We start from the raw sequence: 19920 nt of genomic DNA, 5'->3' as shown, positions 1-19920 counted from the left end.
AGAGAGGGATTCGGTCTTGTGTGCAGAAAGTGAGAGAGCGTTCCGGTTCGGCTTAGAGCACCTTGCGGATGGTTTCCTCAAAGCTGGTGACGTGGTGCAGGGCCAGTTCGCCGGCCTTGTCGGCGTCCCCCGCGGCCACCGCCTTGAGCAGCTCCACATGCTCGGTGATGTGGCCACTAACCGAGGGCACCTTGTCCAGGACCAGGCACCAGATGCGCGTGGCCAGGTTGTCGTAGCGGATCAGCGTGTCTTCCAGGTGCGGGTTGGCGGCCGCCTTATAGATCAGCCGGTGCACGGTCAGGTCGTAGCGCATCAGGTCCCGGGACTCCCCCGGGCTGGGATCCAGCTCCGCGATGGCATCGGCCACCTGCAGCAGTTCACGGCGCATGGACTCGCTTGCCCTTTTGGCCGCCCGCCGCGCGGCCAGCGGCTCCAGCAGCTCCCGGATCTCCGAGACGTCGGCGAGCTCCGTGAAGTCCACATTGGTGGCAAAGGTCCCGCGGCGCGGATAGGAAACCACCAGATGGTCTACCTCAAGCCGCTTGATCGCCTCACGCACGGGAGTGCGGCCGAAACCGAGCTCGGCCGCCAGCTGCCCGTCGTTGATGGGCTCACCCGGCCGGATCTCCAGCATGATCAGCTTGTCGCGCAGCTGCCGGTAGGCGGCCTCTGCCTGCGATGGCGCTTCGCCCTCCGCGGGGGGCAAGGCAAGAAGTGCATTCAAGGCGCCACTCCGTTCTTCACTTTTCAGGCTCCGACTTACAAGCGGAAGCTCCATGCCACTTTGGTTCCAGCTATTGACTCTGCTGTGATCCCAATCATACCATTGACCTCACACTGATATATCAGTCATAACAACAGTGGTATTTCAAAGGAGCAACCGTGGTTGAGCAGTTGAACGAGCGACTTTCCGCAGTCGATCCCGAGGTCCAGCAGGCCATTAACAATGAGCTGGTCCGCCAGCAGTCAACACTGGAAATGATCGCCTCGGAGAATTTCGCCCCGTCCGCCGTTATGGAGGCGCAGGGCTCCGTCCTGACGAACAAGTACGCCGAGGGCTACCCGGGCAAGCGCTACTACGGGGGCTGCGAGCACGTGGACGTCATCGAGCAGCTCGCCATCGACCGCGTCAAGGACCTGTTCGGCGCCGAATTCGCCAACGTCCAGCCGCACTCCGGCGCCCAGGCCAATGCCGCCGCCATGTTCGCCCTGCTGAACCCGGGCGACACCATCATGGGCCTGAGCCTGGCCCACGGCGGCCACCTCACCCACGGCATGAAGATCAATTTCTCCGGCAAGCTCTACAACGTGGTCCCCTACCACGTGCGTGAATCGGACCTCCGGATCGATATGGCCGAGGTCGAGGCGCTGGCCCTGGAACACCGCCCGAAGCTGATCGTCGCCGGCTGGTCCGCCTACTCCCGCCAGCTCGACTTCGCCGAGTTCCGCCGGATCGCCGACCTCGTGGACGCCTACCTCATGGTGGACATGGCGCACTTCGCCGGCCTCGTCGCCGCAGGGCTGCATCCCAACCCGGTCCCCTACGCCGACGTGGTCACCACCACCACACACAAGACCCTCGGCGGCCCGCGCGGCGGAGTCATCCTCGCCAAGGAACAGTACGCCCGCAAGATCAACAGCGCCGTGTTCCCCGGCCAGCAGGGCGGCCCGCTGGAGCACGTCATCGCCGCCAAGGCCGTGGCTTTCAAACTCGCCGGCACCCCCGAATTCAAGGAACGCCAGGAACGCGTCCTGCAAGGATCCAAGCTGCTGGCCGAACGGCTCCTCCGCGACGACGTCGCCGCGGCCGGCATCTCCGTGGTCAACGGCGGCACCGACGTGCACCTGGTCCTGGTGGACCTCCGCCACTCGGAACTGGACGGCCAGCAGGCCGAAGACGCGCTGCACCGGATCGGCATTACGGTGAACCGCAACGCTGTACCGTTCGATCCCCGCCCGCCGATGGTGTCCTCGGGACTCCGCATCGGCACGCCGGCCCTCGCCACCCGGGGCTTCGGCGCCGTGGAGTTCGCCGAAGTTGCGGACATCATCGCGACGGCGCTCATCGCCGCCGTCACTGGCACTGCCAACAACGACGCCGGGGACGGCACCTCCGGCGGTGCGCGCCTCAGCGACGACGCCGCCGTCGTACTCCGAGCCCGGGTCACCGCCCTGGCCGGCCAGTTCCCGCTTTACGAGCATCTTTCCCAGGACGGCAGCGGCGCCGAGATCGCCGCCTTCACCGAACTCGATACAGACCTGATTGGAGCAGCCCAGTGAGCAACCAACAGCTCCCGGAACACCCGGATTTCCTCTGGCGGAACCCGGAGCCCAAGTCCTCCTACGACGCCGTGATTGTGGGCGGCGGCGGGCACGGCCTGGCTACCGCCTACTTCCTGGCCAAGAACCACGGGATGACCAACATCGCCGTCCTGGAAAAGGGCTGGCTGGCCGGCGGCAACATGGCCCGGAACACCACCATCATCCGTTCCAACTACCTCTGGGACGAGAGCGCGGCCATCTACGAGCACGCCCTCAAGCTCTGGGAAATCCTGCCGGAGGAGCTCGAATACGACTTCCTGTTCAGCCAGCGCGGCGTGATGAACCTCGCCCACACCCTGGGTGACGTCCGCGAAAGCATCCGACGTGTCGGTGCGAACAAGCTCAACGGCGTGGACGCTGAATGGCTGGATCCGCAGCAGGTCAAGGAACTCTGCCCCATCCTGAACATCAACGACAACATCCGCTACCCCGTCATGGGAGCCACGTACCAGCCGCGTGCGGGCATCGCCAAGCACGACCACGTGGCCTGGGCCTTCGCCCGCAAGTGCGACGAGCTCGGCGTGGACATCATCCAGAACTGCGAAGTCACCGGCTTCGTCAAGGACGGCAACCGCGTGGTGGGCGTAAAAACCAACCAGGGCACCATCAACACCGAAAAAGTGGGCCTCTGCGCCGCCGGGCACAGCTCGGTCCTGGCGGAAATGGCCGGCTTCCGGCTCCCCATCCAGTCCCACCCGCTCCAGGCACTCGTCTCCGAACTGCACGAACCCGTCCACCCCACCGTGGTCATGTCCAACCACGTGCACGTCTACGTCTCCCAGGCCCACAAGGGCGAACTCGTCATGGGAGCCGGCGTGGACTCCTACAACGGCTACGGCCAGCGCGGCTCCTTCCATGTGATCGAGCACCAGATGGCTGCCGCCGTCGAACTCTTCCCCATCTTTGCCCGGGCGCACGTGCTCCGGACCTGGGGCGGCATCGTGGACACCACCCTGGACGCCTCCCCCATCGTTGGCACCACCCCGGTGGAGAACATGTTCGTGAACTGCGGCTGGGGCACCGGCGGCTTCAAGGGCACCCCGGCCGCCGGGCTCACCTTCGCGCACACCATCGCCACCGGAACCCCGCACAAGCTGAACAAGCCGTTTGCGCTGGAACGCTTCGAAACCGGCGCCCTGATCGACGAACACGGCGCAGCCGCCGTCGCCCACTAGCCGCCGTCCCCTAGAAAGAAGACGCACATGCTGCTTATCCCATGCCCCAACTGCGGCTCCCGCGACGAGACCGAGTTCCACTACGGCGGCCAGGCCCACGTGGCCTACCCGGAAAACCCCGCCGGGCTGAACGACCGCGAATGGGCCGAGTACCTGTTCTACCGGGACAACACCAAGGGCGCCTTCGCCGAGCGCTGGCTGCACAGCACCGGCTGCCGCCAGTGGTTCAACATGCTCCGCGACACCGTCACCTACGACATCCAGGCCGTCTACCCGATGGGCACTCCCCGGCCCGCAACCGCCAAAACGAACGCCACCGACGCCGGCACTGCCAGCACCGCCGCTGACAGCACCACCACCGGAAACGCCGCGCCCAGCACCTCTTCAACCAGCATCACCGCCTCCAGCACCACCGCCCCGGAAGGAGCAACCAAGTGACTTCCCAGAACGCCCGCCTCGCCGCCGGCGGACGCATCGACCGGACCATCTCCTGGCGTTTCACCGTGGACGGCGAGGAATTCACCGGACACCCCGGAGACACACTCGCCTCCGCGCTGCTCGCCAACGGCCGGATCGCCGCCGGAAACTCGCTCTACGAGGACCGGCCCCGCGGCATCATGTCCGCCGGGGTGGAGGAAGCCAACGCGCTGGTCAGGATCGAACCCCGCTTCCCCGGCCACGTGGCAGAGTCCATGCTCCCCGCCACCACCGTCACGCTGGTGGACGGCCTCACAGCAGGCATGCTCAACGGCCTGGGCCGTCTGGACCCCGAGGAAGACCGCGCCGAATACGACAAGAAGTACGTGCACACCGACGTCCTGGTGATCGGCGGCGGCCCCGCCGGCCTCGCCGCGGCCCGTGAAGCGGTCCGCACCGGTGCCCGCGTGATGCTTATGGACGACCAGCCCGAACTGGGCGGATCGCTCCTGTCCGGATCCACTGCGCCCGGACGGGCCGAGACCATCGAAGGCAAGCCCGCCCTGGAATGGGTGGCTGATGTGGAAGCCGAACTCATTTCCGGAGCCGAAAGCACAGTCCTGAACCGCACCACGGCCTTCGGCGCCTACGATGCCAACTACGTCATCGCGGTCCAGAACCGCACCGACCACCTGTCCAGCCCGGCCGCCCCCGGCGTCTCCCGGCAGCGGATTTGGCACGTGCGTGCTAATCAGGTGGTGTTGGCTCCCGGCGCCCACGAACGGCCCCTGGTCTTCGAGAACAACGACCGCCCCGGCATCATGCTCGCCTCGGCTGTCCGCAGCTACCTCAACCGCTACGCCGTGGCCGCCGGGCAGCGCGTGGTCATCAGCACCACCAACGACAGCGCCTACGCCCTCGCCGCGGACCTGCGCGCCGCCGGCGTCAAGGTGGCGGCCGTCGTCGACGCCCGTCCCGCCCTCACTGAAGTGGCAGCTGCCGCCGTCGAAGCCGGCACCCGAGTGCTGATCGGCAGCGCGGTGGCCAACACCGCCGCGAACGGCACCGGCCGGCTAAACGCCGTCACCGTCCGCAGCATTAACGACGACGGCGAACTCACCTCCGGCGTCGAAGAGATCCCCTGCGACCTGCTGGCAGTCTCCGGCGGCTGGAGCCCGCTGGTCCACCTCCACTCCCAGCGGCAGGGCAAGCTGCGCTGGGACGAGGACCTGGCGGCGTTCGTGCCGAGCACCGTGGTGCCGAACCAGCAGTCCGCTGGCTCGGGCCGCGGCAGCTTTGAACTCCAGGACTGCGTGGCCGAGGGCATCTCCGCCGGCGCCGCGGCCGCCATCGCCGCGGGCTTCAGTGCCGCCGTCGAGCCTTCCGAGTTCGGCGAGCCGAAGGCCTCCGGACCCACCCGCCAGCTCTGGCTGGTCCCCGGCCAGGCAGGCACCCCGGATGACTGGCACCACCACTTTGTGGACTTCCAGCGCGACCAGTCCGTGGCCGACGTCCTGCGCTCCACCGGCGCCGGAATGCGGTCCGTGGAACACATCAAGCGCTACACCTCCATCAGCACCGCCAACGACCAGGGCAAGACCTCCGGCGTCAACGCGATCGGCGTCATCGCCGCCGCTCTCCGCACCGCCGGCGAAGCATCCCGGGGCATCGGCGACATCGGCACCACCACCTACCGGGCACCGTTCACCCCGGTGGCGTTCGCAGCCCTCGCCGGACGCCAGCGCGGCGAGCTGTTCGACCCCGCCCGCGTCACGTCCATCAACCCCTGGCACGTCGCGCAAGGTGCCCTGTTCGAGGACGTCGGGCAGTGGAAGCGGCCCTGGTACTACCCGCAGGCCGGGGAGGACATGGATGCTGCCGTGCTCCGCGAGTGCGCGGCTGTCCGCGAATCCGTGGGCTTTATGGACGCCACCACCCTGGGCAAGATCGAAATCCGTGGCAAGGACGCCGGCGAGTTCCTCAACCGGATCTACACCAACGCCTTCAAGAAGCTCGCCCCGGGTTCCGCCCGCTACGGCGTGATGTGCATGGCGGACGGCATGATTTTCGACGACGGCGTGACCCTGCGCCTCGACGATGACCGGTACTTCATGACCACCACCACCGGCGGTGCCGCGAAGGTGCTGGACTGGCTGGAGGAATGGCTGCAGACCGAATGGCCTGAGCTGGACGTGCACTGCACCTCGGTGACCGAACAGTGGACCACCATTGCCGTCGTCGGGCCTAAATCCCGGGCGGTGCTCGCCAAACTGGCGCCGGACCTGGCAGCGGGCGGCGGGCTGGAAGCGGAAGCCTTCCCGTTCATGACGTTCCGCGAAACCACCCTCGCCTCCGGCGTGCAGGCGCGGGTCTGCCGGATTTCCTTCTCCGGCGAGCTGGCCTACGAGATCAACGTGCCGTCCTGGTACGGGCTGAACACTTGGGAAGCCGTGGCCGCGGCAGGGGCCGAATTCAACATCACCCCCTACGGCACCGAAACCATGCACGTCCTCCGCGCCGAGAAGGGCTACCCGATCGTCGGGCAGGACACGGACGGCACAGTCACCCCGCAGGACGCGGGGATGGAATGGGTGGTGTCCAAGGCCAAGGACTTCATCGGCAAGCGCTCCTACGCCCGGGCCGATGCCCAGCGCGGGGACCGCAAGCACCTGGTCAGCGTCCTGCCTGTGGACGGGACGCTGCGGCTGCCCGAAGGCACCCAGCTCGTGGAAAAGGGGATCACCACGAACCCCGCCTACGGCCCGGTGCCCATGCAGGGCTTCGTGACCTCGAGCTACCACAGCGCCGCGCTGGGCAGGTCCTTCGCGCTGGCACTGATCAAGAATGGCCGCAACCGCATCGGCGAGACCCTGGTGGCCGCCGCCGGCGACCAGCTGGTTGACGTTGTTATCGCAGAAACCGTACTTTTTGACCCCGAAGGGACCCGCAAAGATGGCTAACACAGCAGCAATCAACCGCATCAATGGACTCCGGGACATCCGCCGCAGCCCAGCCTCCCACCTGGCCGCTGCCCTGGCGGCCGGCTCCATCCAAGGGACTGTGGTCCTGAAAGAGGGCCCGTTCCAGACGATGGCGGGCGTCCGCGTGGACCCCCGCTCCGAGGAAGGCGCACGGATCGCCGCCGTTGCCGGCAGCCTGCCGGCACGCTACGGCGACGTGGGCGGCACGGACCGCGTTATCATCCTCTGGCTGGGACCGTCCGAGTTCCTGGTGGTGGCACCGGAAGAAGCCCACGATTCCCTGGGCGGAGACCTCATCGGCTCGCTCGTGGCCGCGCTGGGCGATGCTCCGGGCCAGGTGGTGGACCTCTCCGCGAACCGCACAACGTTCGAGCTGTCGGGCCCGCGGGCCCGTGCGACCCTCGAAAAGGGCTGTGCCCTGGACCTGCACCCGCGCAGCTTCACCGTGGGAACCGCCCTGTCCACGGAAATCGGCAACATCCCCGTGGTCCTGCAGAAGACCGGCGAGGAGAGCTTCCGGCTCCTCCCCCGGGCTTCGTTCGCGGACTTCCTGGGCCGGTGGCTCCTGGACGCCATGAGGGAGTTCGCTTCCCCCGAGGTACCTTGATGGCGCTGAGCGCCCTGGACCTGTTCTCCGTTGGCATCGGGCCGTCGTCGTCACACACGGTCGGCCCGATGCGGGCAGCGAAGCTGTTCGCCGACGGACTTAAGGGCGGCGGGCTCCTGAGCTCCACCACCCGGGTCCAGGCCGAGCTGTTCGGCTCGCTGGGTGCCACCGGCCGGGGCCACGGCTCCGACAAGGCGGTGGTCCTGGGCTTGCAGGGCCTGGACCCGGAAACGGTGGACACCTCCACCGCCGACGACCAGGTGGCCGCCGCGGCGCTCGACGCCGAACTCAGGATCTGCGGGGACCACCGCGTGGACTTCAACTGGGACGAGGACGTGGTGCTGCACCGCCGCAAGTCCCTGCCCGCCCACCCCAACGGCATGACGTTCCGCGCCATGGACCACGCCGGCAAAGTCCTCAGCGAACGGAGCTTCTACTCCATCGGCGGCGGCTTCGTGGTGGACGGTGACGCCGATGCCGGCGACCGCGTGGTGGCCGATGCCACCGTCCTCCCCTACCCCTTCACCACCGCCGACGAACTCCTGGCGATCTGCAGCCGCGAAGGCATGTCCATTTCCGACGTCATGCTCGCCAACGAGCTCGTCTGGCGCAGCGAAGCGGAACTCCGCGAAAAGCTGCTGGGACTCTGGGCGGTCATGCGCGAATGCGTGGACAACGGCTGCGCCGCGGAAGGGATCCTTCCCGGCGGGCTGAACGTCAGGCGCCGGGCGCCGTCGTTATTCCGCACGCTGACCGCTGATACCGGCGTCACCGACCCCCTCCGGGCCATGGAATGGGTGAACCTCTTCGCCCTCGCCGTCAACGAGGAAAACGCCGCCGGCGGGCGCATCGTCACCGCCCCCACCAACGGCGCGGCGGGCATCGTGCCTGCCGTCCTGCACTACTACGTCAAGTTTGTTCCCGGAGCCGACGACGACGGTGTGGTCCGCTTCCTGCTGGCGGCAGCCGCCGTCGGGATTCTTTTCAAGATCAACGCCTCCATCTCGGGTGCGGAAGTGGGCTGCCAGGGCGAGGTGGGCTCTGCGTGCTCCATGGCCGCCGCCGGCCTCTGCGAAGTTCTGGGCGGCTCGCCTGCCCAGGTGGAGAACGCCGCCGAAGTGGGGATCGAACATAACCTGGGCCTGACCTGCGACCCGGTAGGCGGGCTGGTGCAGATCCCCTGCATCGAACGGAACGCCATCGCCAGTGTCAAAGCCATCAACGCTGCGCGGCTGTCCCTCCACGGCGATGGCAGCCACAAGGTGTCGCTGGATAAGGCCATCAAAACCATGCGCGAAACAGGAGCGGACATGAAAACCAAATACAAGGAAACCTCCCGCGGAGGCCTCGCCGTCAACGTGATCGAGTGCTAGCCATGACAGCCATCCAGAATGAGGCGTCGCTTGCGCGGCCCGTCACCACCGTGGAACACGTCCTGACTTTGGATTGCGCGGAGCAGCCCGGGATTGTCCACGCCGTGTCCGGCTTCCTGCTGGAGCATGGCTGCGACATCGTGGACAGCAAGCAGTTCGGCGAACGGTCGGAGGCGCACTTCTTCATGCGTGTGCACTTCGCGTCCGACGGCGATGCCTCCACCGCGGGAACGCTCCGGGCTGCTTTCGGCCCGGTAGCCGAACGGTTCGGGATGCGCTGGCGGCTGGAGCCGCACGGCGCCAAGCGCCGCGTGCTGATTATGGTGTCCAAGTTCGGGCACTGCCTCAACGACCTGCTGTTCCGCGCCCGCAGCGGCGAACTGCCGGTGGACGTGGCGGCCGTGGTCTCCAACCACACGGACCACCAGGCGCTGGTGGAATGGCACGGCATCCCGTTCTTCCATGTGCCGGTCACCGCCGACACCAAGCCGGCGGCCGAGGCCCGGCTGCTCGAGCTGGTGGACACGTTCGACGTGGAGCTGGTGGTGCTGGCCCGCTACATGCAGGTGCTCAGCGACGACCTCACCCGGCGGTTGGATGGCCGGGCGATCAACATCCACCACTCGTTCCTGCCCAGCTTCAAGGGCGCCAAGCCATACCACCAGGCCTACGCGCGCGGCGTGAAGACCGTGGGGGCAACTGCGCATTACGTGAATGCCGAGCTGGACGAGGGGCCGATCATCTCCCAGCAGACGGTGGAAGTGGACCACACGTACGGGCCGGAGGACCTGGTTGCTGCCGGCCGGGATACCGAGTGTAAGGCGCTGTCTAATGCTGTGCGCTGGCACTGCGAAGGCCGGGTCATCCTGCAGGGCAACAGGACGGTAGTGCTCCGCTAACGCCCCCACTCCCCCGTTACCTTTTTAGTAGCCCCCTACCCCCTAGGACGCTCTCTCACTAAATGTGACTTTGCCGGCGATCCTCGCTCACTTAATGCGGGTTTTACCGTGACGCTCTCTCACCGTGGTCAGGGAGCGTCACGGTCTAAAGGGCCGACGTCGTCGCGACGCGCGTTTCCGCGGACGCTCAGTCGCTGCTGGCAAAACCAGCCATATCTCGTCTCCTGTCGCTGAGGAGCCGTGCGCCGCCAAGGTGATGTCCGCCGTCGCACTGGATGGAGCCGGCGGTGACGGTAGGCGAGATCGGTCGACGGCGATCGCCCATGCGGATGCCGTCGATCAGTTCGATCTCGTCTTCCAGCGCCAGGACGGTATGGCCGAACACTCCCTTCCGGCGGACCGCTGGCAGTGAACGCGGCTTACTCAGATGAAGCTCTGTGGAATCGGCAAGCCAGGGCGGCAGCAGCTGGCACCGAAGCCGGGCCGCGCCTTCCAGATCGAAGTCCCAGACGGTGTGATGCTGCAGAAGTTATCCACAGGCGGGCGCTGGCCCTGGGTAAGTGCGAGAGGGTCTGCCGAAAAGCTGCATGAAGTGAGAGAGGATCGCCGGAAAACCCACATCAAGTGAGAGAGCGTTGCCCGGGGCCGGCTAGAGTGCGGCGAGCCGGGCGGCCAGGTGCAGCGCTGCCAGACGGCCCGTTCCGCGGGGATCGCCGCCGCAGAGTGAGAAGATTCGCTGCAGCCGCTGATGCATCGACTGGCGCTCCAGGTGCAGCTCACGCGCAGCCTGCGCCGTGTTACAGCCGGAATCCAGCCAGACCCGCAGCGTCTCAACAAGCGCGGAATTTCGTTGGGCATCGTGGACGAGGAGGGCGCCGAGCTGCTGGCTGACATAGTCAGTGCGCTGCGTGTCATCCAGGGAATGGAAAGCGAGCCGCTCCACCGCGAAAGCGTCGGCGTCGAGGACCACTCCGGACTGTCCCGGCCCGGCTCTGAGCGGCCCGGCCTTGAGCGGCTCGGCGCCGGCGGCAAGGTCCAGCGTCAGCCGGGCTTCCGTCAGGGACCATGGCGCGGCGGAGATTCCGGTGGCCACCGGACCGACGGCGCTGACAGTTCCCTCCGGCAACGCCAGCGACTGCAGTCCGGCCAGAATTGCGTCCCGGTCTTCCTGCGTCTTCCCGGGGCGGAGAACGGCCAGCGCCAAGAGTTCCGCGTTGTCGGCGTAACTTGCACTGTGATGCCCCACCCGCTCCAGCAGGTGCTCCACGGCCATCCGGGGTTGCCGTGAGCCGGGGGACCGAACCACAACAGCCACCAGCTGCGCGGCCAACGGGATCCCGGCTGCCGGAGCGAGCTGCTGGAGCCGCCAGTTTTGAGTTCCAGAATCGACGGCGCGGATCAGCGCCGCACCCGCCATCTCCTTCAGGCCCGGGGGCATGCGCTGCAGCAGGGCCAACGCCAGAATGTCCACCGAGCGGTTGCCCGCGATCCTCGCCAGGTTCACATCAGCTCCCGCCAGGGCGTGAAGCGTAAGGCGGGCTGAAGGGATGCCACGCACGGACACGTCAACCTGGATGATCCGCGCACGATCCGGCGCGGCCTCGATAGACGCTCCGGGTTCCGGCTCCTCCGCATGATCAGCCGGCAGCGCGCTGGCCAGCGGGGCGCCCGCGGTGGACGTCAGCTCAACTTCCGAGCCGGTAGCGTCCGCCAGGACAGCCAGGATCCGATCAAGGCTGCCGCCATGGGCCAGCTCCACTGCCATGGCATGGCTGGCCTGGTCAGCCTGCTGCAAGTGGGCAGCTGACTCACTCACAAGCAACGAGTTGATCGCTTCCATGACGCCGACAAAGGGCACAACTTTGCGGAGCTCTATCAAGGGAAGCCCGGCGGCTTCAGCTGCTGCCACCATCGACGACGGTATCGAGGCCAGCTCCGTGCCAGTCTCTATGGCCAGCGCAGCCACTCCACGTTCCGCCAGTTCCCAGATGTAGCCAATACGCCGCTTGTCCGTTGCCGAGACGAGGGCCTGACCGCCGGTGAGCAACAGTTCACCGCCGCCAAGTAACGGGGCAATGTCCAATACCTCACTGGAATGAATCCAGCGCAGCTGCGTCTGGGCCGCAATGGCCGCCGCTGCGCGGATCACAGGGTCCGCCGGCGTGAGGGTGGAATGTTTCAAGACATCCTGCAGGCGTATTGGCATGACACTCCGTCGCGTTTTCTCTTGAACTGGCAGACACATTGTATGTGGTGCATGTGGCCTGGGCCACATAATCTGGGCTTATCCCTTTTACTCATGGAGGCTCCCCCATGCAAGACAACCTCTCCACAACGCAGCCAGGGCCGGCAATGACGCCGGCCGAGGACTGCGAAGCCTGGCTTCAGCCGATTCCCGAGTCCCAGCGAACTCAGAAAGTTTCGGGTCAGTTCTGGATCTGGGCCGGCGCAAACCTTGCACCGATCAACTGGGTACTGGGTGCCCTCGGCATCCATCTCGGCCTCGGCTTCGCGGACACGGTCACCGTTCTGGTTTTGGGGAACCTGATCGGAATGCTGTTGTTCGGCTGCTTCGTCCTCCTCGGCCAGAAGACCGGCGCCACCGGCATGGTCCTGGCCCGCGCAGCCTTCGGCCGCCGCGGCAACTACCTGCCGGCAGCCATCCAGGCGGTCCTGGTGATCGGCTGGTGCGCGGTTAACACGTGGATCATCCTGGACCTGGTCATGGCACTCTTCGGCACGCTCGGATGGGTGGATCCCACAGCACACAACTATGGCTGGAAGATCGGCGTCGCCACCGCCATCATGGCCGCGCAGGTAGCCATCGCCTGGTTCGGCTACAAAGCCATCGCAGCCTTCGAAAAGTGGACCGTGCCGCCCACCATCCTCATCCTGGCCGTCATGTCCGCCGTGGCCTGGTTCGGCATGAAGATCAACTGGACGTACGCCGGCCCCGCCGGCAACATCCTGGAAGGCTCCGAACGGATCGCGGCCATGAGCGCCGTGATGACCGCCATCGGCATCGGCTGGGGCATCACCTGGTTCACCTACGCCGCCGACTACTCCCGGTTCGTGAGTACCCAAGTTCCCAAGAAAAAGGTCTACCTGGCGTCGGTCCTTGGCCAGTTCATCCCGGTTGTCTGGCTCGGCATCCTCGGCGCAAGCCTGGCCACCAACAGCGGCGAAATCGACCCTGGGAAGCTCATCGTCCAGAACTTCGGCGTCCTCGCGCTGCCGGTGCTGCTGATGGTGCTGCACGGCCCCATCGCCACCAACATCCTCAACATCTACACCTTTTCGGTCGCCACGCAGTCGCTGGACATCACCATCAGCCGCCGCAAACTCAACCTGTTCGTCGGCGTCTTCTCCCTCGCCGCCGTCGTGTTCTTCATCTTCCAGGAAGACTTCGCAACAGTCCTCGACGCCTGGCTCATCGGGCTCGTGGCGTGGGTTGCCGCGTGGGGCGGAGTCATGCTGGTCCACTACTTCTGGCTCGAGAAGCGGTGGCCGGGCAACCCGGAAAGGCTTTTCGACGCCGTAGGCACCAAGCGCCTCCCCGACGTCAACTGGGCCGGCGTCGCCTCCCTCCTGGTCGGCATCTTCGCCACGTGGCTGTTTATGTACGGACTGGTTCCCGCCATGCAGGGCCCCATAGCTGTGGCTCTGGGCGGCTGGGACCTCTCGTGGCTCGCAGGCGGCCTTGCAAGCGCCGGAAGCTATGCCATCCTTGGCCCGAAGTTCCACCGCAGGCACTTGGATTCCGCCCTGCCGGCCGCCACCGTTGCGCAGGCCACCGCAGACCTGGGATTCGCCGCCCGGCCCAGCGCGCCCGCCGGACGCTGACACTCCTCAAACCTGAATTACTGACGGACACTGAACCTCTAGGAACCACACCATGACCTTTGAAGCATTCGCGGATTCCGCCCACCCCATCACATGGCCTGAGGGCAAGCGGGCAGCAGCCTCATTCACGTTCGACGTCGACGCCGAGTCCTGCACCATCGCCCACGATCCGAAGAGCACGCGCCGGATGTCCCTGATGACCCACCAGTCGTACGGGCCCAAGGTGGCGGTCCCGCGGCTGCTTCAGATCCTCCAGCGACAGGACATCCGGGCCACCTTCTTCGTTCCCGGCTTCACGGCAGACTGCTACCCGGACACGGTCCGGCGCATCGTGGACGCCGGGCACGAGGTGGCCCACCACGGGTACCTGCACGAGCCCATGCAGGGCATCGACGCCGAGACCGAGGCCCGGTACATCGACCGCGGGCTGGAGGCCCTCGCAAGGGTCGGTGTGGAACCGGTGGGGTACCGCGCGCCGTGGTGGGAACTGAACTGGCACTCCCCTGCGCTCCTGGCGGACCGAGGTTTCCTCTACGATTCGAGCCTGCTCGACGGCGACGCACCGTACCGTTTCGGCGTCGCCCCCGGCGACAGCCGGGACATCGTGGAGATCCCGGTCGACTGGACCCTGGATGACTGGGAGCAGTACGCGTTCTACCCCGGAGTCACTGGCAGCGGTGTCATCGAAAGCCCGGCCAAGGTCTTGGAAATGTGGACCCTGGAGGCTGAGGCACACCATGCCCAGGGCAGCTGTTTTGTCCTGACCAACCACCCGTTCATCTCGGGCCGGCCGTCCAAGGCCGTGGCCCTGGAGAAGCTGATTGAACGGGTGAAATCAATGGACGGAATGTGGGTCACCACCATGGAGGCCATCGCCGAACACACCCGCAGGACCGTCGAGGAGGTCCACACCCACGCCCGGATCGAGGTCCCCTCCTTCCCGGAAACGGGGGCCCGGTTCACGCCGGCCGCGGTCCGGCAGCAGACACCGGCCGGTAGCCACAGCCGGTAACCCCGACTGCGGTAAGAGGCACACAAGGAAGCGCCCGACGGCGGCAGGAGACTGCCGCCGTCGGGCGCTTCTTTTGTACTGCCCTCAGACCGTCAGACGGTTCCCGAGGCGAGGAGGCGCTCCACGTCCGCCACCTGCGGATAGGCTGCCTGCGTTCCCTTGCGGGCGGTGGCCAGCGCGGCGGCAATCGAGGCGAAGGCGGCGGCGTCAGCCAGCGGCGCACCGGCTGCCAGGCGGGCGGCTACCGCCCCCGTGAAGGCGTCGCCCGCGCCGGTCGTGTCCACCGCCTTGACCTTGATGGGTGCCACCCGGACCAGCTGCTGCCCCGAAGGCGCCAGCGAATCCAGCACCACCGAGCCGTGGGCCCCCAGCGTGACCAGGACGCGTTGGAGGCCCCGCTCGGCGAAGTGCAGCCTGACCGCTTCCCAATCGCGGACATCCGCATCACTGCCGGGAATGGCGGCGGAGCCGAGGAACAGCGACGCCTCATGCGCGTTGACCAGCAGGACATCGGTCAGGTCCGCCAGATGCTGCGGGATCTCCGCGTAAGGCGAGAGGTTCAGCAGAACTGTGGCGCCGGCGTCGTGCCCTGCCCTTGCGGCGGCCTCAACCGTGTCAAGTCTGACCTCCAGGCAGAGGCAGACCACCGCGGCGCCGTCGAACGCTTCAGCCTCGACGGCGACGTCCGCCGGCGAGAGGGTGCCGTTGGCGCCGGCCGAGATGATGATGCTGTTCTCGCCGTTGGAATCCACGGCGATGACGGCGACGCCGGTGGCCTCGGTTGCTGAGGTCCGCACGCCGGAGATGTCCACCCCGGCGCCGGCAGCGGAGGACAGGAGAATGTCGCCGTTGGCGTCCGCACCGACGGCACCCACCAAACTGACGGCCCCGCCCAGCAGGCTGGCGGCGACGGCCTGGTTGGCGCTCTTGCCACCGGGGTTCACGGCGAAACCGCTGCCATGCACCGTCTCACCGGGCAGCGGCAGCCGCTCGCAGTAGATGGTCAGGTCAGCGTTCAGGGATCCGACGACGACGATCCTGCCTTGGGTGCCGGCTGCTGCGGAACTCATTCGGTCACCTCAGCCTCGACGGGCTTGGGGATGAGGAGCGACGCGGCGAACGCGGCCACCGTGATGACCAGGCCCGTCACCACCACGGAGAGGTAGGACGCCTGGGCGTCGCCGAGGGCCGAGGTGGCCACCAGCACTGCCGGCAGCACCAGGAAGCTCAGGCCGGCGCCAAGGTTGAAGGCGCCCGCGTTCATGCCGGGAAGGAACCCCGGGTTTCCGGCGGGTGAGAGGACAACTCCGAGTCCGTTCAGCATGATGTTGACCGTACCGGCGTACATGATGCCCAGCAAGACGGTTCCGGCGATCATCATGGGCAGGCTGCTGAGGCCGAAGAACGCGATGATGGCCAGGGCGGCGATGCTGCCCAGCATGCCGAGACGCAGGACCTTGGTGTAGCCGAGGATGGGCGCGAGCCTGCCGCTGAGGGGACCCACCAGCCAGCCGAGCAGGGCGTACGGGGTGAGGATGATGAGCGACATTTCGGTCGGGCCGATGCCGAATCCCGGGTCCGCGGCCTGCACATACGCCGGCACGATCCCGTTGATGACGGCGAAGATGCCGGTCATGGTCAGCGTGGTGGTCAGCAGCGGCGCCCAGGTGGAGCGCTGGCGCAGGTGGACGGTTTCCACCATGGGCTGTTTGGCGCGCTTTTCCACGGTCCAGAACGCGTAGAACGCGACGGCGGCGACCACCACCAGTCCAATGGCCAGCATGAGCGTGCCGGGTGCGAAGGCGCCCACCAGCTTGGAGCCCTCGTTCAGGGCGGTGAGCAGCGCACCCACGGCGACGACGATGAAGAACACTCCCAGCCAGTCCATGGAGGTGCCGGCGGCCGGCTTGCTCTCGCCGGCGAGGAAGGCGATCAGGGCGGTGGCGACGAGGGCCAGGACCACCATGAGCCAGAAGATGCTGCGGAACCCGAAGTGCTCGGCGAAGTAGCCGCCCACAAAGGAGTCGACGCCGGCTACGCCGCCGTTGACCGCGGTGATGAGGCCCATGAGCGTCCCGTATTTGCGCGGGTTGCTGACGGCGGAGCGCAGCATGATCAGGCACAACGGCACGGTGGGGCCGCTGACGCCCTGGATGATGCGGCCCACAAAGAGCCAGGTCACGTCGGGGGCCATGGCCGCGATGACCGAACCAACGGCCATCAGGAGCATCATGCCGATCAGGATTTTTTTCCGGCCGATGATGTCGCTCAGGCGGGGCAGGAAGAGGGAGAACAGGGCGGCGGCGGTGAAGAACCAGGTCTGGGAGAGGCCGATGACGGCCTGATCGGTGTTCAGTTCCTTGCCCATGGTGACCAAGGCGGGACTGAGCATGGAGGCGTTGAGCTGGAACGCGACGCACGCGGCCAGCAGGGCGACCATCAGGGCGGTGACGTTGCCCCGGCTGGTCTTTGCCTCAGTGAGGGTGGCGGTCATCTACTTGCCTCCCGTGGCTGCTGCGAGGACGGCGGGTTCAGCAGCGGCGGCGGGAGCGCCGTCGTCGGGCTCCCCAATCCGAACCAGGGCATCCGTTACGAGGTCCCAGAAACGGGCGTGGTCCAGGTCAACGGCCACGGAGGTGGTGCAGTCATCCGGTGCGGGGGCGCGGAAGTCGGCCACGGTCATGCCGAGCGTCAGTGTGCCCTGCAGTTCGATGTCCACCGGAACCTTGCGGGTGGTGACGATGCTGGGATCGATCACATAGGCCACGGCGCACGGATCATGGACGGGCGGGAAGTCAAAGCCCTGGGCGTCCTTGTAGGTCTGGGTGAAGAACTCCATCAGTTCCATCACGAACTTGGCGGGTGCGGTACCCACAGCTGCGATCTTCTCCACCACGTCCGGAGTGGCCAGGGCCTGGTGGGTGAGGTCCAGGCCCACCATCACCACGGGCCATTTTTCGTTGAACACGATGTGGGCGGCTTCGGGGTCGATGATGATGTTGAATTCGGCCACGGCGCTCCAGTTGCCCACGTGGTAGCCGCCGCCCATCAGGACAACTTCCTTGACGCGTTCTACAATGCGCGGTTCCTTGCGGGCTGCCAGCGCGATGTTGGTGAGGCCGCCGGTCGGGACCAAAGTGACCGTGCCCGGTTCGTGGGCCATCACAGTGTCAATGATGAGGTCGACGGCGTGGCGCGGGTCCAGTTCGATGGTGGACTCGGGCTGTGCGGGGCCGTCCATGCCCGTCTCGCCGTGGATGGACGGCGCGGTTTCGATGGTGCGGACCAGGGGCCGGCCGCAGCCGGCGGCAAACGGCACACCGGTGATGCCGGCGATGGTCCCGACGGCGAGCGCGTTCTTGGTGACCTTTTCGAGCGTCTGGTTGCCCACCACGGTGGTGACGGCCAGCAGTTCAATGTCAGGGTTGCCGTGTGCGAGCAGGATGGCCACGGCGTCGTCATGCCCGGGGTCGCAGTCAAGAATGATTTTCTTGGGGCCGGGTTTCATCGGTTTGGATTCCACGTTAAATCTCCACGTCATTGGGGCCTGCCGGAGCAGTGGCCGAAAGTATTCAGTGTGATCATGGCATCCGCGCGGCCGTCACGTCAAGCGCTTAACGTTGCGCACGTCAAGCGCTTGATGTTTGGGTGTGGTGCTTCCGACTCCGGTGGGTTCAGGTGGCGAGCGAGCGCAATACCCGTGCAGGCGGCCCGACAACAATGGCACTTTCCGGTACGTCCTTCGTGACCACAGACGCAGCCGCCACCACGGCATCATCGCCAATCGTCACACCCGGCAGAATGGTGGCGTTCGCCCCGATCCACACATTGCGGCCAATAACCACGGGGGCAGGGTGCATGTCCGCGCGACGGCTCGGCATGAGGTCATGGTTGAGCGTGACAATCACCACGTTGTGCCCGATCAGGCAGTCGTCCCCGATGACCACGCCGCCCTGGTCCTGAAATTTGCAGCCGGAATTGATAAAAATCCGTTCCCCGAGGGAGATGTTTTTCCCGAAGTCGGAGTAGAAGGGCGGGAAGACCGTCACGGACTCGTCAACCGGCTTGCCGGTCAGCTGAGCTAACAGCTCCCGGACCCGCTCCGGTTCCTGATATCCGCCATTGAGTTCGCCAGTGATGCGCAGGGCATCCTGGCTGACCCGGTGCATGACCTCATGCAACGGCGAGTCCCCGGTGATGGTGTGTCCGGCATTCAGCGCCTCAAGGAGATCGGCGAGTTCCATGGTGTCCTTTCAGTCAAAGCTCGTCACGCGTGCGCGTCAATTGTTCGGTTTTGCTGCTTCCGAAACCGCCGTGGCCGCCCAGCTCGTAAGGAGTTTGATGCGCTCTTCGTGGGTCGTCCCGGGTTCAGCGGTGTAGAAGCTGACGTCGTTGACGGCACCCGGGGAGGTGGTCGTCAGGGACTGGTAGGTCAGCTCCAGGTCGCCTACCACGGGGTGTCGCAGCCGCTTGGTTCCCTCGTGTCGGAAACGGATGTCATGCGATGCCCACAGCGTGCGGAACTCGGGGCTCAAGGTGGATAGTTCGCCTACGAGTTCGCGCAGAGAGCGGTCGTTGGGCTCACGGCCGGCTTCGGCACGCAGCAGGGCGGCGGTGGCCGCGGCGCCGGCGTCCCAGTCGACGAAGAACTCCCGTGCGGCCGGGTCGAGGAAGTGAAAGCGTGCGAAGTTTGCTTGGCCGTTGGCAGTGGTGGTGTCGCTGGCAAACATGGGCGCGTGGAGTGAACGCCCCAGCGCATTAGAGGCCACGATATCGAGGCGGCCGTTGCGGACGAACGCGGCCGACATGGTGATGGAGTCAAGCAGCCAATGGACAGTGACCGCCAGCCCCGCTTCCTTGCGGCGGGATGGCGTCCGGCGCACGGGCCGGGCGGCCCGTGCCAGCTCGAAAAGGTACCGGCATTCGTCATCGTTCAGGTGCAGTGCCCCGGCCACAGCCTTGAGGACTTCGTCAGACACGCCGCTGATGTTGCCCTTCTCCAGCCGCGCGTACCACTCGGTGCTCACCCCGGCGAGGACCGCAACCTCTTCGCGGCGCAGTCCGGGAACGCGGCGACGGCTGCCCGCGGGAAGCCCCACCTGCTCCGGGCGGATTTTGGCGCGGCGACTGGCCAGGAAGTCCCGGATGTCGGCGCGGTTGTCGGGCAGGTTGTCCATGAATCCACGATAGCCCCGGTTCACCAGGCTAAAGGGGGGAGAGCTTGTACCCCCATAAACGCAGCCTTCTTCAGCCGATGGAAATAGGGTGATATTGATGCAAAGGCACCCCCT

17 protein-coding genes are annotated in these 19920 nt (G+C 66.4%); 9 read left to right on the top strand and 8 right to left on the bottom strand.

The window, feature by feature from the left end:
• Window positions 1-52: 52 nt before the first annotated feature.
• Window positions 53-724 carry a GntR family transcriptional regulator gene (locus NG698_RS09325; protein WP_252602951.1) on the bottom strand — a complete coding sequence of 224 codons (672 nt, stop codon included), beginning with the start codon at window positions 722-724 and terminating at the stop codon, window positions 53-55.
• 158 nt (window positions 725-882) lie between these two features.
• Here NG698_RS09325 and glyA point away from each other — a divergent pair, with 158 nt between their 5' ends.
• Genes glyA through purU form a run of 7 tightly spaced genes read left to right on the top strand, consistent with a single transcriptional unit; the run spans window position 883 to window position 9774 of the window.
• Complete coding sequence (gene glyA / locus NG698_RS09320; protein WP_308293024.1) at window positions 883-2280, top strand: serine hydroxymethyltransferase; 1398 nt, start codon at window positions 883-885, stop codon at window positions 2278-2280.
• Window positions 2277-3497 carry a sarcosine oxidase subunit beta family protein gene (locus tag NG698_RS09315; protein WP_252609413.1) on the top strand — a complete coding sequence of 407 codons (1221 nt, stop codon included), beginning with the start codon at window positions 2277-2279 and terminating at the stop codon, window positions 3495-3497. Before glyA ends, NG698_RS09315 begins: the two co-directional genes overlap by 4 nt.
• Window positions 3498-3524: 27 nt before the next feature.
• A complete protein-coding gene (locus NG698_RS09310; RefSeq protein ID WP_252602953.1) occupies window positions 3525-3935 on the top strand; it encodes a sarcosine oxidase subunit delta in 411 nt (136 codons plus the stop codon).
• Entirely contained in the window at window positions 3932-6874 is a 2943-nt protein-coding gene (locus NG698_RS09305; RefSeq protein ID WP_252609411.1) for a sarcosine oxidase subunit alpha family protein, read from the top strand. The genes NG698_RS09310 and NG698_RS09305 overlap by 4 nt, the downstream gene beginning before the upstream one ends.
• A complete protein-coding gene (locus NG698_RS09300) occupies window positions 6867-7502 on the top strand; it encodes a sarcosine oxidase subunit gamma (protein ID WP_252609409.1) in 636 nt (211 codons plus the stop codon). Before NG698_RS09305 ends, NG698_RS09300 begins: the two co-directional genes overlap by 8 nt.
• Entirely contained in the window at window positions 7502-8875 is a 1374-nt protein-coding gene (locus NG698_RS09295) for an L-serine ammonia-lyase (RefSeq protein ID WP_252609407.1), read from the top strand. Before NG698_RS09300 ends, NG698_RS09295 begins: the two co-directional genes overlap by 1 nt.
• 2 nt (window positions 8876-8877) lie before the next feature.
• Window positions 8878-9774 carry a formyltetrahydrofolate deformylase gene (purU, locus tag NG698_RS09290; protein WP_252609405.1) on the top strand — a complete coding sequence of 299 codons (897 nt, stop codon included), beginning with the start codon at window positions 8878-8880 and terminating at the stop codon, window positions 9772-9774.
• Between the two features lie 187 nt (window positions 9775-9961).
• On the opposite strand, the gene NG698_RS09285 is transcribed toward purU, so the two are convergent.
• Together NG698_RS09285 and NG698_RS09280 are read right to left on the bottom strand one after the other, a co-directional pair.
• The gene (locus tag NG698_RS09285) at window positions 9962-10159 is read right to left on the bottom strand and encodes a hypothetical protein (RefSeq protein ID WP_252609404.1); all 198 of its coding nucleotides are present in this window, start codon (window positions 10157-10159) and stop codon (window positions 9962-9964) included.
• Window positions 10160-10423: 264 nt separating this feature from the next.
• Window positions 10424-11980 carry a helix-turn-helix domain-containing protein gene (locus NG698_RS09280; RefSeq protein WP_252609402.1) on the bottom strand — a complete coding sequence of 519 codons (1557 nt, stop codon included), beginning with the start codon at window positions 11978-11980 and terminating at the stop codon, window positions 10424-10426.
• A gap of 107 nt (window positions 11981-12087) precedes the next feature.
• Between NG698_RS09280 and NG698_RS09275 the strand changes: the two genes are divergently transcribed.
• Window positions 12088-13617, top strand: a complete 1530-nt coding sequence (locus NG698_RS09275) for a purine-cytosine permease family protein (RefSeq protein ID WP_252609400.1) — start codon at window positions 12088-12090, stop codon at window positions 13615-13617.
• A gap of 52 nt (window positions 13618-13669) precedes the next feature.
• Window positions 13670-14629, top strand: a complete 960-nt coding sequence (locus NG698_RS09270; protein ID WP_252609399.1) for a polysaccharide deacetylase family protein — start codon at window positions 13670-13672, stop codon at window positions 14627-14629.
• A 92-nt stretch (window positions 14630-14721) separates the two neighbouring features.
• Here the strand turns inward: NG698_RS09270 and NG698_RS09265 are convergent, their stop codons facing one another.
• The 5 genes from NG698_RS09265 to NG698_RS09245 all read right to left on the bottom strand — a co-directional run bounded on the left by NG698_RS09265 (window position 14722) and on the right by NG698_RS09245 (window position 19806).
• Window positions 14722-15699, bottom strand: a complete 978-nt coding sequence (locus NG698_RS09265; protein WP_252609398.1) for a ribokinase — start codon at window positions 15697-15699, stop codon at window positions 14722-14724.
• The gene (uriT, locus tag NG698_RS09260; protein WP_252609397.1) at window positions 15696-17123 is read right to left on the bottom strand and encodes a uridine transporter UriT; all 1428 of its coding nucleotides are present in this window, start codon (window positions 17121-17123) and stop codon (window positions 15696-15698) included. Before uriT ends, NG698_RS09265 begins: the two co-directional genes overlap by 4 nt.
• Window positions 17124-18170 carry a uridine-preferring nucleoside hydrolase UriH gene (gene uriH / locus NG698_RS09255; RefSeq protein ID WP_374209950.1) on the bottom strand — a complete coding sequence of 349 codons (1047 nt, stop codon included), beginning with the start codon at window positions 18168-18170 and terminating at the stop codon, window positions 17124-17126.
• 133 nt (window positions 18171-18303) lie between these two features.
• Window positions 18304-18873 (bottom strand): DapH/DapD/GlmU-related protein, encoded by a 570-nt coding sequence (locus tag NG698_RS09250; protein WP_252609396.1) that lies wholly within the window; start codon window positions 18871-18873, stop codon window positions 18304-18306.
• A gap of 36 nt (window positions 18874-18909) precedes the next feature.
• A complete protein-coding gene (locus NG698_RS09245; protein WP_252609395.1) occupies window positions 18910-19806 on the bottom strand; it encodes a helix-turn-helix domain-containing protein in 897 nt (298 codons plus the stop codon).
• Between the last annotated feature and the right edge of the window lie 114 nt (window positions 19807-19920).

The sequence above is a fragment of the Pseudarthrobacter raffinosi genome, assembly GCF_023913735.1.
GTDB classification, from domain to species: domain Bacteria; phylum Actinomycetota; class Actinomycetes; order Actinomycetales; family Micrococcaceae; genus Arthrobacter; species Arthrobacter raffinosi.
This window is presented reverse-complemented; position numbering and strand designations above follow the sequence as displayed.

Excerpts from the sequence above, each read along its gene's own strand:
- NG698_RS09280 (WP_252609402.1), bottom strand. The coding sequence starts at position 11,980 with ATGCCAATACGCCTGCAGGATGTCTTGAAACATTCCACCCTCACGCCG.
- NG698_RS09265 (WP_252609398.1), bottom strand. The coding sequence starts at position 15,699 with ATGAGTTCCGCAGCAGCCGGCACCCAAGGCAGGATCGTCGTCGTCGGA.
- NG698_RS09250 (WP_252609396.1), bottom strand. The coding sequence starts at position 18,873 with ATGGAACTCGCCGATCTCCTTGAGGCGCTGAATGCCGGACACACCATC.
- NG698_RS09295 (WP_252609407.1), top strand. The coding sequence starts at position 7,502 with ATGGCGCTGAGCGCCCTGGACCTGTTCTCCGTTGGCATCGGGCCGTCG.
- uriH (WP_374209950.1), bottom strand. The coding sequence starts at position 18,170 with ATGACGTGGAGATTTAACGTGGAATCCAAACCGATGAAACCCGGCCCC.
- NG698_RS09300 (WP_252609409.1), top strand. The coding sequence starts at position 6,867 with ATGGCTAACACAGCAGCAATCAACCGCATCAATGGACTCCGGGACATC.
- uriT (WP_252609397.1), bottom strand. The coding sequence starts at position 17,123 with ATGACCGCCACCCTCACTGAGGCAAAGACCAGCCGGGGCAACGTCACC.
- purU (WP_252609405.1), top strand. The coding sequence starts at position 8,878 with ATGACAGCCATCCAGAATGAGGCGTCGCTTGCGCGGCCCGTCACCACC.
- NG698_RS09270 (WP_252609399.1), top strand. The coding sequence starts at position 13,670 with ATGACCTTTGAAGCATTCGCGGATTCCGCCCACCCCATCACATGGCCT.
- NG698_RS09275 (WP_252609400.1), top strand. The coding sequence starts at position 12,088 with ATGCAAGACAACCTCTCCACAACGCAGCCAGGGCCGGCAATGACGCCG.
- NG698_RS09245 (WP_252609395.1), bottom strand. The coding sequence starts at position 19,806 with ATGGACAACCTGCCCGACAACCGCGCCGACATCCGGGACTTCCTGGCC.
- NG698_RS09310 (WP_252602953.1), top strand. The coding sequence starts at position 3,525 with ATGCTGCTTATCCCATGCCCCAACTGCGGCTCCCGCGACGAGACCGAG.